Origin of the sequence: Lactobacillus sp. UMNPBX6 (genome assembly GCF_002553975.1) — a bacterium.
Lineage (GTDB): Bacteria > Bacillota > Bacilli > Lactobacillales > Lactobacillaceae > Lactobacillus > Lactobacillus gallinarum.
On record NZ_PCZD01000043.1, the window covers coordinates 1 to 14,672 of the forward strand.

Here is a 14,672-nt window from a genome sequence, read left to right on the forward strand (position 1 = left end):
AAGAGTCCATTTGTGACCTCCAATAGATGTTTTTGTGGATATTAACATTCTATCAAACAGGTCCAGATGGACTTTTATTTTTATAAAGTGTTCAACTTGATTTTACAATCGGCGATTTAATTTTAATATGTCAATTTAATATTATTCTATCTTATATACCAATAACACTAAATTAGTTATAAATACTTTCATCATTAAACAAAAACATGTGATTTAAACAAATAATCTATCAAAATCGCACTAAAATGCTAATACCAATTAAAGTAAATTAGAGATATATAATATTAAAATTTAAAGATCAAAAAGCTCCTTACCTATTCTCACATCATCGATTTTTCTAACAAAAGCAAAATCTGAATTTATTTTTCCTTTTAATTCTGAAATATCAGTATCCTTAAAAGTATATGGTTCTCCTCTATTCCAATCTATATACCTTGCAGCTTCTGCATTATCATCCTTAATGTGTTTTTTATTATCACATCCATGAAAAATAGTTTGAATAAATAACTCATCACCACAATAACAATTTTTAAATATATTCTGATCTTTATAATTTAATATTCCTGGAACATATTTACTTTTAAGCGAGAACCATTGCGGACCTTTTTTTATATTTTTGATATTGAATTTTTTTAATTTATTGATATGGAAAAGTTTATTAATATACCATACCGCTTTAGCTATTACCTTATGCTTTCTAAAATCTATATTATTAGGATACACATAACGTAATCTATTTATATCGACCTGAGTAACTGGATCATGAAAACCTATATAAAAATCAGAAGAGAAATATTTTTTAAAGTACTCAGATGTCATTAATGGCAGATCGTTTGAAGAAATCAAATGAATATAGTCATACTTTGTATAATCAAAATTCTTCAACAACAAAAGTAACGCTTTAATTTGTGTGTAACTTCCCCATTTTACGGCAATTCTTGATTTTATAAAAATAACCTTACCTGCTATATTAACTGAATCTAAATCTGGTAATGAATATCTTTTATCCCAATGAATATAAAAATCTATATCTTTATCATTCAAAACTTGTAAAGTCTGTTTTAAAATATCCGCGTGATTTCCATAACCTATTACTAATATCGCATGGCTCATCTTTTAGTCTTATTCACTTTCCTTTTCTAAATGCTTGATCTTCATCTTAAAAATAACTCGTGATAGAAATAACATTATTCCTTTCTCGTGTAAATATCTTTCCATAAATAACAAACGATTTCTTAATATTAAAACTATTTGTTTATTCTTTTGCGGAATACTTTTGTTAATAGATAATGAAACTTGATGATCATATGTTTCATTATTTGCTAAGTATGTTTTATAACCTGCTTTTTTCATCTTAAAACCAATCGTAGTTTCTTCACAAAATAAAAACATATCTTCATCAAAACCACCAACTTCAATAAATTTTGAAGAGTCTACTAATAGCATGGCTCCAGGTACACAATCCACCGCACAAATTGGATCACTAAAATAATGAGAGGGGTAACTATAATCTATGTTTAACATCTTTGAAAGCGGAGTTAGTGAAAAAGTATACTCAAAAGCTGTCGGTATTTTCCACGCAGGGATTTTAACTGGCTTACCATGCACTGTCTGAACACTAGAAACTATTCCTGCATCTTTTTCCTTCATAACCTTTACCAAAGAAAGTAACATCTTTTGAGTAAAAAAGACATCTGGGTTCGAAAGTAAAACATATTTAGATTTTAATTTATCATGAGCGTATTTTATGCCAAAGTTATTGCCATATCCATATCCCCCATTTTTAGTAGTCGATATAACTTTAACTTTAGAATCGTTATCATATAATTGATTTAAATGATTAAAAGAATTATCAGGAGAGGCATTATCAACTACTACAATATAATCTAATACTTTGTATTTTTTTATTTTGTCTACTAAACTTTGAGTAGTTTTCCAATCATTATAATTAAGTATCTCACATGAAATTATGTCATTACCTATCATTACTTTTTCACCTTTTGACTATTCCCTAGTTTCTATAACATATACAAATCATATTCATGATGTGCCACTCTTTGCTCTTTAGGCGGTAATTTCCTCCAATTACCATATTGAATAGTTAAATATTTATCATATTCTTTTACAGTATAAAATTTTTTACCTCTAAATTCTAATTTAGTATAGTTATTTATAATATCTGATGGAAACAAAGTATTTATTCTATCATTAGCCCAAACTGTATCTGCAATTTTATTGGAATGAACTGTTCCTAATTCATCTAACATTTTAACCATTCTATCTCGATAATAATTTGAGCCTAACCTAATGATTTTTCTACCAACTTTTTTTACAATGTTTTCTTGATTAATAGTATCCCCTTTACCTAAAAGACTATGATATAATTCCATTTTCTTCGCATACTTTATATATATGTTCTTATCATTTGGAACCCCATTTAAAGGAAAAATATCAATCCAAGCTCCACCACTATCTTTGGCAGCATGAAATTTAGCAATTGTATTCTTATTTTCTAATTTCAAAAAAGGATAAATGTAATGTTCCTTATTATTTATCTTCTTGGAATAACCATGTAACCTAAAATTATTATTTAATCTATTAACCTCATCACCTAAGTTAACTAACTTCTTGTAATCCTCATAAGGCATAGCTACGTCAATATCATCATCCCATGGTATAAAATCTTTATGTCGAGCAGCACCTAATAATGTACCAGAATCTAAAGTATAATTTAAGTTATATTCATTACACAATTTATCAAAATAAACTAAAATATCAAAAAGAGTATCTTTAATTTCTTTATCAGTACATTTTTTCATTTTATTTAATCCTTATATATAATCGTTGCAATATTGCTATTAATTTAATCAAAATATTGTTATTGATATATATTAATCTATATCTAACTTTATTTACGCTAGTAGCTTCATCATACATATTGCTTTTATTCAAAAAAACTTGAATAGTATATTTCAATTTATGTACTTTTTGTTTATTCCCCATTATATTGCTCAAATACAAATTAAATAAACTTTTTATCATGTCATTATTCAAATATATTTTTAATTTTTTTCTTTTAGGATTCTCTAAAGCATAGGTTTCATCAATGTATTTAATTTTTGCGTTATAATTATGAATATAATCTCTTAATATATTTAATGGAAAATTATTAAATCTATTATTTTCTGATTCTTTAGCAAACTTATATAGGTACATTTCTTTATTTACATAAAAGATGTCAGCTTTAGCAAATAAACATTGCATCAAAAAGTCTAAATCTTCACCATGAATAATATTTTCATTAAATCTTATATGATTTTTTTTCAAAAAATCCTTTTTAAAAATTTTTCCACATACTGAATTCCAAATACTATTTTTCAATAGAATTTCAAAATAATCAGATGCAAGTATTTTTCCCTCAGGTAAGTTCAACCTAAAAATCTTTTCCTTAGAACCAGTACTAAAACATAAATTATAATTTAGAATGTCAAACTCATCAGGTAATTTAGGAATAATATCTAGTACTAAGTCATCAGAATCGACAAAGCAAATATAATCTGACACTGATTTTTTTATACCATAATTTCTGGCAGAACTAACCCCACCATTTTTCTTATAAAAATACTTAATTTTTTGAGGATATTGATTAATATATTTAGTACAAATAGAATATTCATCAACTTGATCTGAACCATCATCTATTAAAAATATTCTATATTGAATATTTTTTAATTTAGTAATAGATTTTATACAAGAATCAAGTGCTGAACTTGGAGTATTATAAATTGGAATTATAAAATCGATTGTCGCATTATTTACCATAATTAAGCTAATTCACTATCTATATTATTAATTATTTTATTTGCAATAAGTTTACTATCATATTTCTTAGAAAAATCTAAGGTCGATTCATGTAATTCATTCCAATTGTTACTTACATTTATCATAGCGTTGCACATCGATTGAATAGTTTTGCTTTTAGCTTTTACACCATTTTTTCCATCAATAATCTGCTCATTCAGCCCATTAACATTTAAGCAAACAACAGGTAATCCTAACATATTCGCCTCCGCAACTGAAACAGATACACCTTCACCTTCAGAAGCCGTGATAAAAATTGTATTATTTAACAATTCTTCAATTACTCGATCATGCGCCATCTTTCCCATTAAATGCACTTTATTTTTTAATCCGTATTCACTTATCTTTTTCTTCACTTCTGGAAGTGCATCACCATCACCTACAATTGTTAATTCAGCTGTGGTATCATCTTTTAAATATGCATTAAAAACATCTACTAAAAAAGATACCCCTTTAAAATCAGTTATTCTCCCCGTATAAATAAATTTATTATTCAATTTTGAAGATACAGTTTTGTTAAACCTATTCACAGGACTATCAATTGAAATAAATTTGCCATGCTTTTTTAAAGTTTTGCCATATTCTTTCACTAATTTAGGTCCAGACACAATAAAAGTAACATTGCTTTTTATTTGTGCCCTTTTCATAAATGGAATTTGGATCTTTGTTTTAAAAATTGGATCTCTTAAATAAATTAATCCATGTTGATGATAAAATATCTTGGTTCCGTGGGCCTGCAATTTAAAAAATGGCATCAAGCAAGTGGCTGTGTGTGCATAAATTCCATCGTATTTTTCAAATTTTTTTACATACTTTTTTAAAAATAGTCCTCTCCAAAAATTGGGAATTAATTTTTTATGTGTTTTCACATCAGTCCATACATGTACTGGATATTTTTTGCCCCTTATGAGAATTGGTTGAGGTTTAATACCGTCTACTGATACCCCCCAAATATCTATATCATAATGATCACATAGATAAGGTAGAATACTTAATTCATACTGCAGCATTCCACCCATAGGCCAGTCTTTAAAATTGGTTAAATCAACAAAGGCCAACTTTTTTTTCATTTTATATCTTCTTTCATCCAATATTTACTTAACTTAAATGTCTTAGCCATCAATGAACTATCTTTAGTTTTTAAAGCATATTGAATCCCAAGTAAATTCGTCTTTAAAAAGCCTATATAAAGATATTGATTTCCCTTTAACTTGCCATATACTATAATATCTCTAATTCGTAATTTGAATCTTGGCCACAATGTATTAGCATCTAACTGAGAATCTCTTTGATGAAAATTTTGACAAATTACTACATAAATTAAGCTAAACTTTCTTCCAAGTTTACGTTGATCCTCACAGAACTTTTGATCAACTTCATCTAAAAACAATCTTTCATCAAACCTATATTTTTTAAAAACACGAAATCTAACAGCCAAACAACTTGAAATTGCATTAAAATTCTTAATTTCACGAATATTTTTTACATCTTTCAATAAGTGATTTTTTAAAAAATTAGCATTGTTAGGAGAATAGATAACTCCATCTTGACCTCTTATTATTGGAGCGAAAATATCTATTTTACTTTTAGATCGAGCAGCTTTACATAATTGGATAAAGTAATCTTTATTGACCTTTGTATCATCGTCCAAAAAAACTATTAAGTCGTTATCATTATATTCACTTGATAATGTATCAAGCACAATATTATAGGCTTTAGATAAACCTATATTACTTTTTTTACTTATATATTTAATATCATGAGATAATGAATATTTTTTATTTTTATAATCTTTTGTACTATTATCAAAGACAACTATATCCAAACTTGGAAAACTTTGCTGAATTTTTTTAAGATTATTAAAAGTTAATGAATCAGATATTCTTTTATTATAAACAATGATTAATGCTAAAATTTTCATATTATCTTAAAAAACTTTTCTCATATTCCTCAACTATCTTTTTCCATGAATATCCATTAATAACTCTTTCCTTTGCCTTTTTGCCTAAATTATTAATCTGGACAGGATTTAGATTGTCAGCCTTATCTAATAGATTACTTAAGAATCCAGGTGTCTTACTCCAATAAAGAGCAGCATCTTCACCAACTTCTTTATTAAAACCTACATCATAAAGGAGATTGAGCTTAGTACTACCTAGAGCTTCAAGCAATGATGGATTAGTTCCTCCAACAGAATGTCCATGAAGATAACCATATGCATTTTCACGAATAAATTTTAATAAATCTTTATCGTAAACAGTACCAACGAATTTAATTCTTGAGTCGTGATCAAAATGTGTCTTTTCTTTCAATGAATTATAAAAAGCATTCTTCTCAACATTTGTAATAATCACTAAGTCTTTTGTAGTATTACTTGCCATAAATTCCCGAATCATTGTTTCATAATTATTTTCAGGAACAAAACGTCCTACAATTAAATAATATTTATTAGGGGATATTTCTTTAGACTTATACCAGTTTTTGACTTTTTCATTTTCAAATGACAAAGATGACTTTGTAATATCCGCACCGTATGCAATATAAGTAGTATTAGGATTGAACTTTTTATATTCTTTGCGAATATATTTTTCAATATTTTTACTATCACAAATTAATAAATCCGAATGTTTAACCATACCGGATTCACTTATTTTCCAATATTCTCTTACTGGTCTTGACCACTTAGCTCTAAGCCATTCATGACCGTCCGGATTAACCCAAACTTTAAACCCATATCTATGAAACTTCGGAATATAACTATGAATAAATGGGCCAATACGACAAGCAAGAATATAAATCACACCGTCTTTTAAATTATTCTTTTTAATGTCTTTCAATGCCCAATTTAATGCCCTTAAATCATAAAGTATTGCCTTAGCACCCCCAATGTTAGGAATAGAAACTTCATGACAACTAGCACCGTTGTATTCATAGTCCTTGGGATTCTTGCTAAATGTCAAACATGCAACATGATATTTAATATGTGTAGAAAATTGTCGCATCACTAAATTATCTACAAATGTTTCATATCCTCCATATTGAGCAGGAATTCCTTTAGAACCTATTATAAAAACATCTTTCATTACTTAAAAACCTTTCCGCTATTTGAATTTAATAAGCAAATTAATATAAACAATAGATTATTAACTTCATTTTGAAAATATACTTCATAAAAAAAGGCTGAAATAAATATTGCCATTATTGCCAATGAGATTGCTAACTTTGACTTATCTTCCGTAGACATAAAAGTTTTAAATATATTAAGAATAAACATTAAAAACAGAGCTATCCCTAATATTCCATAATCCATATAGAATGTTAAATATTGATTGTCAACAGCTTGAGTCCATCCCATAAACTGTGGATGCAAATGTAACATGGTGGTTGCGAAACCATCCCCGCCTCCAAATAATTTAAGAAATATAGTATTTGAATATTGAACTAAAGCCCAATTAGCGGTTCGTGCATTTGTAGTATTATTGGTTGCTTCTCCAATTCTACTAGAAAAAATATTCAATAAATTAGAAGTTAATTGTGGAAACAAATTAATAACTATAAATAAGGCTAAAATTATTCCTATTATAAAGTAAAAAGACCTAATCAATAAGTTTATTTGTATTTTATTTACTTGTTTGAAATTTCTTAATAATAAAAATAATAAACAACATACAAGCGCAATCCAACTTGAACGGGATTGTGTATAAATTAAATTTATTATTCCCAAAAACACAAACAAATATTGTAATACCTTTGACTTATATGGCTTCAGCATAATAAATATCAAAAAAATAGTGAGAAGAATACCATAATAAATTGGATGATAAAAAAAGAGAGTTACTCTATACAGCCCCGAATTAAAACCAAAAGTATTAAACAACTCTATCGAATTACTTGATGTCATCCAATTAACAAACAAAGATCTTTTGGTAATAATTTCAATAATTCCTAAAATAGAACAAAATGCAAAGAAATCTCTATAAATCTCTATAAATTTTAATGAGTTACAAAATCTAGTAAAAATATATAGTGCTAAAAAGGCAATAAAAAAACTCACTATATTTCGACTTAAATTTATATAATTTGAGCCCAATTTTTGATTAATAAAACTTACAATAAAACTATAAACTACAAATATTAACCACCAAAATTGAATCTTAGAAAGCCTTAATTCTAATTTTGACCTGATACAACTTATATATACAATACCTATGCTGATTAAAATGCCCCATATACAGAGAAAAATTACACTATCAGTATCTTTTAAATTTAAAATAATTAATATGAACCAAACCAAAAATAAAACGTACGTTGCTAAAGTCGATTTAGTTATTCTCATTCTTTCCACTTAGTAATATTCCTCTATTAAAATTCTATTTATCCCCACTAATACGCTCCATTAGGGTGAATAACCACCCCAATAGTTTTAATAATCAACTTCAAATCTTCCAATATCCCAGAATGGTTGATATACACAATATCAAGCCAAACCATCTCATCAAAGTCAGCTTCATTACGCTTGGTAACTTGCCATAATCCTGTACATCCCGGCATCACAAGCAATCTCTGCTTATCATAATCGGTATATTCTTCTACTTCTGATGGTAGAGGCGGACGTGGTCCAACAAGAGACATGTCACCGATTAACACATTCCAGAGCTGTGGCAACTCATCAAGACTATATTTTCTAATAGTATGCCCAATCTTAGTAATTCTTGGATCATCCTTAATCTTGAACATTGCACCTTCAATTTCGTTTTGATCTTCCAGTTGATCGATCATCTGATCGGCATTAACCACCATGGAACGAAATTTCCACATTTTGAATGGCTTTTCATCTTTACCAATTCGTTCTTGTGAATAGAATGCTGGTCCACCGTCTTCATGTCTTATTTTTATTATTAAAAATAAAAATAATGGAGACAGCAGAATCAATCCGCTTGCACTTGCGATAATATCAAACAATCTTTTCACTGCGTGATAAACATACCGCCCATGCACTTTGGCCGGATTAACTTTTAGTTTCTCCATTACCATCATTTTTCCTCTTACCCTCAATGTCGTATATTTATAGTACTTTTCTGTAAAATAAACACTCTTTTTTAATCAATATAGCACAAATATTCAGTTAATGGCACAAATCTGCAGATTTGCAGATTAAAATAGCCAAAATTTTTTCTTTTTGCCTAATGGGCGCCAATCTAGTTGTACATTGTCCCCATTTACAAATCCACGAGCATTATCTTGATATTGCTGAGCAAGTTCACTCCCAAATTCCTTACTCAGCTTTTTTAATGCTTCACTATATTGATATTGTCTCTTAGGCAAATCGTGCGCATCCGAAGCGAAGCAGGCACATTGGCCTGCTTCGATAAACTTGCGTGACATCTCTTCAATTTTCTTGCCAAAGGTTCCCGTGTAAGAACTAGCAGTAATCTGCACTAAGCATCCCTGCTCAATTAATCCCTGCAAAATAGTTGGTTCTTCCAAGATTTTCTTGTTACGCTCTGGGTGCACCACAATTGGTGTAATACCGCGTTGCATTAAATCGAAAACCATGTCTCGCGTATAAGCTGGTACGTCATCGCTTGGAAATTCCAAGAGCATGTATTGCCCATCTTCATCTAAGAAGAGGATGTCATCATTATCAAGTGCATCAGGTAAATCACCTGAGATTCGCACTTCTTGTCCAGGAAACACCGTTAACGGAATCTTGGCATCGTCTAACATATCTTGAAAGTTTTCTGTTAAACGAATAACGTCTTTCTTATGATTGATATACTTGCCATTAAGCATGTGCGGCGTGCAAACTGCATGAGTTATTCCATCTTTAACCGCATCTCTTGCTAACTTAATTGATGTTTGCCAATCCTTGGCACCATCATCAACGCCTGGCAAAATGTGACAGTGAATATCAACTAAAACCATTATTTCTTATTTCCTGAAAAGAAACCTTTTTTCTTCTTATCTTCTTCGCCGTAACCGTAGCCATATCCATAGCCGTAACCATATCCATAACCATAGCCGGCATTGTCGGAACTAATATCGTTCATAATAAAGCCTAGGACTTTAGCCTTGGAGAAGTTAAGCATTTCAACAGCACGCTTAATAGCAGCCTTTTGTGTTTTACCCTGGCGAACTAATAAGATAACACCGTCTAAGCGGCGAGCTAATTCTTGTGTATCAGATACTTCAAGCACTGGCGCCAAGTCAATAATTACCATATCATAATGGTCTTCAACTAAGCTGATGAAGTCTTGCATTCTCTTAGAACCGATCAATTCTGATGGATTAGGTGGTGTAGGACCAGCAGGTAAGATTGCTAAGTCAGCAATCCCACTATCTTGAACAACATCATCTAAGTCTACTTCCTTAGCAGTAGAAGAGATAACTGTACTTAAACCTACATGATTGCTTAAGTTGAATGTTCTATGAACAGTAGGACGACGTAAGTCGGCATCGATTAATAATACCTTACGGCCTGCTTGAGCATAGGTTACAGCCACATTAGCAGCAACGGTCGATTTACCTTCACTAATATTAGCAGAAGTAAAGGCAACAGACTTAATATCATGGTCAACTGCCATGAAGTTAATGTTGGTACGGATTGTACGGAACTGTTCAGTTACTGGACCTTTTGGATCTGCAACTGTAATTAAATTAGCACCGTTTTTAATGGTTTCATCTGTACCACGTTTTTTCTTAAAAAGTGACATCCGCTACCTCCTATACTCTACGTCTCTTGCGTTGTTCACGCTTAGCTGGTTTACTGCTCTTCTTAATCAACTTGAATGATGAAGATACATGGAAGTGGGCAACATGACCTAAGTTAGTTAAACCTAATTCTTGAGTTAAGTAAGTATCATCACGAACAGTGGTATTAGTCATTTCACGAATTAAGATTACTGCGAAGGTCAATACTAAACCAATAACAAATCCTGCTAAAGTAAACATCTTAACGTTAGGTGATGATTGAGTACCATTAGTAGCTGGTGCAACAATTGTAACGTTATTAATGTTCATGATGTTAGGAATTTGGTCTCTGAATGATCTAGCAACTGCGTTAGCTTCAGCCTTAGCCTTTTCAGGAGTATCTGCTTTAGCAGAAACAGAGAAAACTTGTGATTGTTGTTGTGTAGCAACTGAAATGCTGCTTGCTAATTGACTAGCGGAAACGCTATAAGCTTTACCATCACGTTCGATGACTGCTGGTTGTGCTTTTCTAACTAAGACTTTTCTGCCATCATCAGTAGTTCTGTACTTAGCTGGTTTAGCCTTCTTAACTACTTTAACTGGGTTAGCCAAACGATCAGAAGCATCCTGCAAAATTACGTGACTAGTTATGATATCTTTATAAGTACTAACCAACTGCATGTTAGCTTGTTGCGTTGTATATGCTGCATTAGGATCATTCTTATTGGATTTTTGGTTAACTAAAATCTGCGCACTAGAACTATACTTTGGTGAAATAACAAAGTTAGCAATTCCCCAACCTACTAATGCGAGTCCAACACTCCAAAGAATCAATGCCCAAATATGTTTGCGGCAAAGTTGAAATAATTGAGTAAGATCAATTGTATTATCAGTTTGCTTTTGTTCTTGTTCCATCTGTCTTTCCTTTAATCACGTCTCATAACATAGCTGTCTTTATTAGCAGCTACCTTAGTCTTTGGTATTTCTAGAGCATCCCTAATCTTATCAGATACTCTTTGTCTTTCATCCTTACTTACAACTTCGATTTCCATCAAGCCAAACTTAGGATTCATAGTTTGTTTACTTACACCTTGAGCATGGTCTTGACTCAAGTTATCAGTAGCCTTGCGGTAATCCATACCAATCTTGTACATCTGGTTCATAGTCAAGTCAGTCTGCATTTCATCAGAAATTGAATTCAAGAACTTAGAATTCAACAAGGTTGTCGGTGAAACAGACTTCTTAAGAAGCGCCATAATCACGCGACGGTCACGATCTTGACGACCGTAGTCTTGACGTGGATCTCCGTGACGAAGTTGAGCAAAGGCTAATGCCTTTTTACCATTCATATGGTAAGTCTTACCTTCTTCGAAGTGGTAGCCCATATTATTGAACGTAAGTGGTGAAGTTACATCTATACCACCAACTTGATCGATTGCCTTCTTCAAGCCGCCCATGTTAATCATGATGTAGCCGTCAATTGGCACACTGTAATATTTATCAAGAGTCTTAACAGTTTCTGCAACTCCACCCAAAGTATACGCTGAGTTCATCTTCGTTACCCCATATTGTGGGAAGTCTGGGAAGATTGCATTAGAGTCACGTGGAATAGAAATAATAGTTGTGCTATTCTTCCTTGGATTAATGGTCATCATCATCATGGTATCAGTTCTACCTTTCCAATGACGTCCCATAGCACCGGTATCTGTACCAAGAAGCAAAATATTGATTGGCTTCTTTTCATTCAATAGCGTATCTAAATTACGTCCCTTATTACTCTTGGTTTGTTTAGCAACAGGCGTATACATGTTTTGTGTGATATCACGCAAATTCTTATAAATGTAACCACAAACAAAAAGTCCGATGACTACAATCACACCAATTACAATCCAGAATCCTCGCCAAAACTTGCGGTGGTGATGGCGATGATGGTGACGGTGATGATGATGCATCGGTTTTTGGCTTTGATCATTATTATCTGCCATGTTTATCCCCTTTTATAATCTTACAAATCCCTCTTATTATATACTCATTTATTGCGTTTTGACCAGATGTAAAGGGGTTACAAATAAAAACAATGGGAAATTTGGCAGATTTTTCAGTGAATAAATGCAGATTTTTGTTGCTATTATTTTAGAATTCTAATTGATTTAATAAGTGTTTGTTATAATTGTGATTGGCATTTGTGCTCCTCCCAATGTCCATTTTTGCATTAGGAGGTAATTATTTTGCAAGTATGGTAATCCTATTAACCGCCGTAGTTGCCGCCTATTGTTGTGAATGCAGTGTCTCATGCTCTAGAGAAGCTGTTTGATGAGTGGCTAGATAATCGTCATCGCACAAGGCAGCACGATCAGCGAAAGCGGAAAAAGCACAAGCGCCGTTAGCCTTAGCCATTTACACAGAACTTTAATGTCCTAAAATTTGGTAAAAATAAAAAGTCGTTACTCTTTTGTCCACTTCGAGTAACGGCTTTTTTGCTCTTATTTTTTGATCAATTTTACAAATTGGTCAATCCTATAAACTTACTATAGCATGTGTCAACTACCCTAGACTGAAGTCTAGGGCTTAGTGGCTCGTTAGCTTACGCTAACCAGAACACAAACTTGCTTAGATACGGACTTGACTTACCAGCAATAGTCTTTTGACTATTGCCGATAGAGGTCGTCTAATTACCAAAGCCTTTTAAGTCCGCGAATTGCTAGCGGACTGCAGCCTAGCTTAGGCTGCTTTTTTCTTTTATTTTAGGATTCTGCCACTTGCTTAATCCTTTTTCTAAGATGTTCACTGCCGCATTCCAATCACGAATATGGGGCATTCGACAAATTGGACAAGTCCACTCCCGATCCTTAAGGGTTAATTTCTTATAACCATTTTGGCCCATAATACTGCCACAAGCATGACAGCGTTGAGTAGTATATTTAGGATCAATTGTTAGAAATTCTTTACCATATAGATCTGCCTTATAAGCCAGCATATTCAGGAAACTACGCCAGCCGACATCAGAAATTGATTGCGACAAGGCATAATTCTTTAACAGGTTTCTGTTTCTTAATTCCTCGGCAACCACTAAATCGTGGTTTTTGATTAGTGTAGTTGAGAGTACTTGTAAAAAGTTATTACGCTGTCTTCTGATCTTATCGTGCAGTTTAGCGACTATTAGACGCTGTTTTTGATAGTTTTTTGCTAGCCACAAATTGCGTCCTTCTTTTTTTGCCCGGCGCTGCCTGCGAGACAAGACACGTTGGGCATGGGCCAGCTTCTTTTTGGTTTTGCAATAAAATCGTGGATTAGCAACCATTGCTCCGTTAGATGCTGTTAAGAAATTATCAAGGTTAAGGTCAATGCCAATTTGACTCTGCGTCTTAGGCAATTCCTTGACAAAAGCAGTATCGCTGCCTAACTGCATAGACAGGTAGAATTGGTCATCAGCGGTCTTTTTTATCGTCACTGTTCCAATACGAGTTGGAATATGATTAACCAGACGCTCTTTGATTAGCTTTCTAAAGCCGGCAATGCGGACAATTCCCAGCTTAGGCAATTTAATATGCTTAGCATCAATAAACCTAGCTGTCCCGTTATCAAGAAAAGCTTCTTTTTGCTTAGGGTATTGACAGTTGGTCTGATATGACCAGTCGCTGCGTTTCTTATGGAAAGTTGGGATTCCATGACCAATCTTGCGATAGTTGCTCCAAGCTTTCTGGTAGTTCTGAATAGCGTTGGCAATAGCGAGGCTATCAATTTCTTTAACGCGTAAAAAGCTATAAGTATCGCGGATATTCTTAGGCTTAGCCAATAGTTCGCTATTAGCGACTACTTCTTCTGCCAACCTAGCTTCATAGCTATTAAGAGCAGAAAAAGCAAAGGGCATTGCTTGATATTGTCTAACAGCTAAGTAGTGCTTAGCATGATAATTGCTTCGATTGCGTCCTACATAAGAGTTGTAGACAAAGCGTTGCGCATCATAGTTCAACTTAATGATTTTCTTTTGCTTAGAACTAGGATAAAAGCGAAGCTTAACGCCAAAATGATAGGCTAAGCTGCTCATTCTTTTCATGATTTCACCTCCTCGTATTATATAAATTAAATCTGTGTTGATTGTCTTTTTAGTTTGTTTATTC

General features: G+C 32.1%; 14 protein-coding genes. All 14 read right to left on the minus strand.

Annotation, left to right across the window (positions count from 1 at the left end):
- Positions 1 to 291: 291 nt before the first annotated feature.
- On the minus strand, positions 292 to 1,113 hold the full coding sequence (locus tag CP357_RS07440; RefSeq protein WP_098036960.1) for a beta-1,6-N-acetylglucosaminyltransferase: 822 nt from the start codon (positions 1,111 to 1,113) through the stop codon (positions 292 to 294).
- Positions 1,114 to 1,122: 9 nt separating this feature from the next.
- Positions 1,123 to 1,986 carry a glycosyltransferase gene (locus tag CP357_RS07445; RefSeq protein ID WP_098036961.1) on the minus strand — a complete coding sequence of 288 codons (864 nt, stop codon included), beginning with the start codon at positions 1,984 to 1,986 and terminating at the stop codon, positions 1,123 to 1,125.
- Between the two features lie 32 nt (positions 1,987 to 2,018).
- The gene (locus tag CP357_RS07450; RefSeq protein ID WP_098036962.1) at positions 2,019 to 2,819 is read right to left on the minus strand and encodes a phosphorylcholine transferase LicD; all 801 of its coding nucleotides are present in this window, start codon (positions 2,817 to 2,819) and stop codon (positions 2,019 to 2,021) included.
- Position 2,820: 1 nt separating this feature from the next.
- Entirely contained in the window at positions 2,821 to 3,822 is a 1,002-nt protein-coding gene (locus CP357_RS07455) for a glycosyltransferase family A protein (RefSeq protein ID WP_098036963.1), read from the minus strand.
- 2 nt (positions 3,823 to 3,824) lie between these two features.
- Positions 3,825 to 4,931, minus strand: a complete 1,107-nt coding sequence (locus tag CP357_RS07460; protein WP_098036964.1) for a glycosyltransferase family 4 protein — start codon at positions 4,929 to 4,931, stop codon at positions 3,825 to 3,827.
- Entirely contained in the window at positions 4,928 to 5,782 is an 855-nt protein-coding gene (locus CP357_RS07465) for a glycosyltransferase family 2 protein (RefSeq protein WP_098036965.1), read from the minus strand. The genes CP357_RS07460 and CP357_RS07465 overlap by 4 nt, the downstream gene beginning before the upstream one ends.
- Before the next feature lies 1 nt (position 5,783).
- Positions 5,784 to 6,944: a beta 1-4 rhamnosyltransferase Cps2T gene (cps2T, locus tag CP357_RS07470; RefSeq protein ID WP_098036966.1), complete on the minus strand. Its 1,161-nt coding sequence runs from the start codon at positions 6,942 to 6,944 to the stop codon at positions 5,784 to 5,786.
- Entirely contained in the window at positions 6,944 to 8,197 is a 1,254-nt protein-coding gene (locus CP357_RS07475; RefSeq protein ID WP_143468451.1) for an O-antigen ligase, read from the minus strand. The genes cps2T and CP357_RS07475 overlap by 1 nt, the downstream gene beginning before the upstream one ends.
- A gap of 47 nt (positions 8,198 to 8,244) precedes the next feature.
- Positions 8,245 to 8,895, minus strand: a complete 651-nt coding sequence (locus tag CP357_RS07480) for a sugar transferase (protein ID WP_198995863.1) — start codon at positions 8,893 to 8,895, stop codon at positions 8,245 to 8,247.
- A gap of 120 nt (positions 8,896 to 9,015) precedes the next feature.
- Positions 9,016 to 9,786 (minus strand): tyrosine-protein phosphatase, encoded by a 771-nt coding sequence (locus CP357_RS07485; RefSeq protein ID WP_098036969.1) that lies wholly within the window; start codon positions 9,784 to 9,786, stop codon positions 9,016 to 9,018.
- Entirely contained in the window at positions 9,786 to 10,574 is a 789-nt protein-coding gene (locus CP357_RS07490) for a CpsD/CapB family tyrosine-protein kinase (RefSeq protein ID WP_087363882.1), read from the minus strand. The genes CP357_RS07485 and CP357_RS07490 overlap by 1 nt, the downstream gene beginning before the upstream one ends.
- A gap of 10 nt (positions 10,575 to 10,584) precedes the next feature.
- Positions 10,585 to 11,466, minus strand: a complete 882-nt coding sequence (locus tag CP357_RS07495) for a YveK family protein (protein WP_098036970.1) — start codon at positions 11,464 to 11,466, stop codon at positions 10,585 to 10,587.
- Between the two features lie 11 nt (positions 11,467 to 11,477).
- Positions 11,478 to 12,536 carry an LCP family protein gene (locus tag CP357_RS07500; RefSeq protein ID WP_098036971.1) on the minus strand — a complete coding sequence of 353 codons (1,059 nt, stop codon included), beginning with the start codon at positions 12,534 to 12,536 and terminating at the stop codon, positions 11,478 to 11,480.
- A gap of 731 nt (positions 12,537 to 13,267) precedes the next feature.
- A complete protein-coding gene (locus CP357_RS07505; RefSeq protein WP_098036972.1) occupies positions 13,268 to 14,608 on the minus strand; it encodes an RNA-guided endonuclease TnpB family protein in 1,341 nt (446 codons plus the stop codon).
- Between the last annotated feature and the right edge of the window lie 64 nt (positions 14,609 to 14,672).

What these genes read in the sequence shown, in the direction of transcription:
- CP357_RS07440 (WP_098036960.1), bottom strand. Translation starts at nt 1,113, where the DNA reads ATGAGCCATGCGATATTAGTAATAGGTTATGGAAATCACGCGGATATT.
- CP357_RS07445 (WP_098036961.1), bottom strand. Translation starts at nt 1,986, where the DNA reads ATGATAGGTAATGACATAATTTCATGTGAGATACTTAATTATAATGAT.
- CP357_RS07450 (WP_098036962.1), bottom strand. Translation starts at nt 2,819, where the DNA reads ATGAAAAAATGTACTGATAAAGAAATTAAAGATACTCTTTTTGATATT.
- CP357_RS07455 (WP_098036963.1), bottom strand. Translation starts at nt 3,822, where the DNA reads ATGGTAAATAATGCGACAATCGATTTTATAATTCCAATTTATAATACT.
- CP357_RS07460 (WP_098036964.1), bottom strand. Translation starts at nt 4,931, where the DNA reads ATGAAAAAAAAGTTGGCCTTTGTTGATTTAACCAATTTTAAAGACTGG.
- CP357_RS07465 (WP_098036965.1), bottom strand. Translation starts at nt 5,782, where the DNA reads ATGAAAATTTTAGCATTAATCATTGTTTATAATAAAAGAATATCTGAT.
- cps2T (WP_098036966.1), bottom strand. Translation starts at nt 6,944, where the DNA reads ATGAAAGATGTTTTTATAATAGGTTCTAAAGGAATTCCTGCTCAATAT.
- CP357_RS07475 (WP_143468451.1), bottom strand. Translation starts at nt 8,197, where the DNA reads ATGAGAATAACTAAATCGACTTTAGCAACGTACGTTTTATTTTTGGTT.
- CP357_RS07480 (WP_198995863.1), bottom strand. Translation starts at nt 8,895, where the DNA reads ATGGTAATGGAGAAACTAAAAGTTAATCCGGCCAAAGTGCATGGGCGG.
- CP357_RS07485 (WP_098036969.1), bottom strand. Translation starts at nt 9,786, where the DNA reads ATGGTTTTAGTTGATATTCACTGTCACATTTTGCCAGGCGTTGATGAT.
- CP357_RS07490 (WP_087363882.1), bottom strand. Translation starts at nt 10,574, where the DNA reads ATGTCACTTTTTAAGAAAAAACGTGGTACAGATGAAACCATTAAAAAC.
- CP357_RS07495 (WP_098036970.1), bottom strand. Translation starts at nt 11,466, where the DNA reads ATGGAACAAGAACAAAAGCAAACTGATAATACAATTGATCTTACTCAA.
- CP357_RS07500 (WP_098036971.1), bottom strand. Translation starts at nt 12,536, where the DNA reads ATGGCAGATAATAATGATCAAAGCCAAAAACCGATGCATCATCATCAC.
- CP357_RS07505 (WP_098036972.1), bottom strand. Translation starts at nt 14,608, where the DNA reads ATGAAAAGAATGAGCAGCTTAGCCTATCATTTTGGCGTTAAGCTTCGC.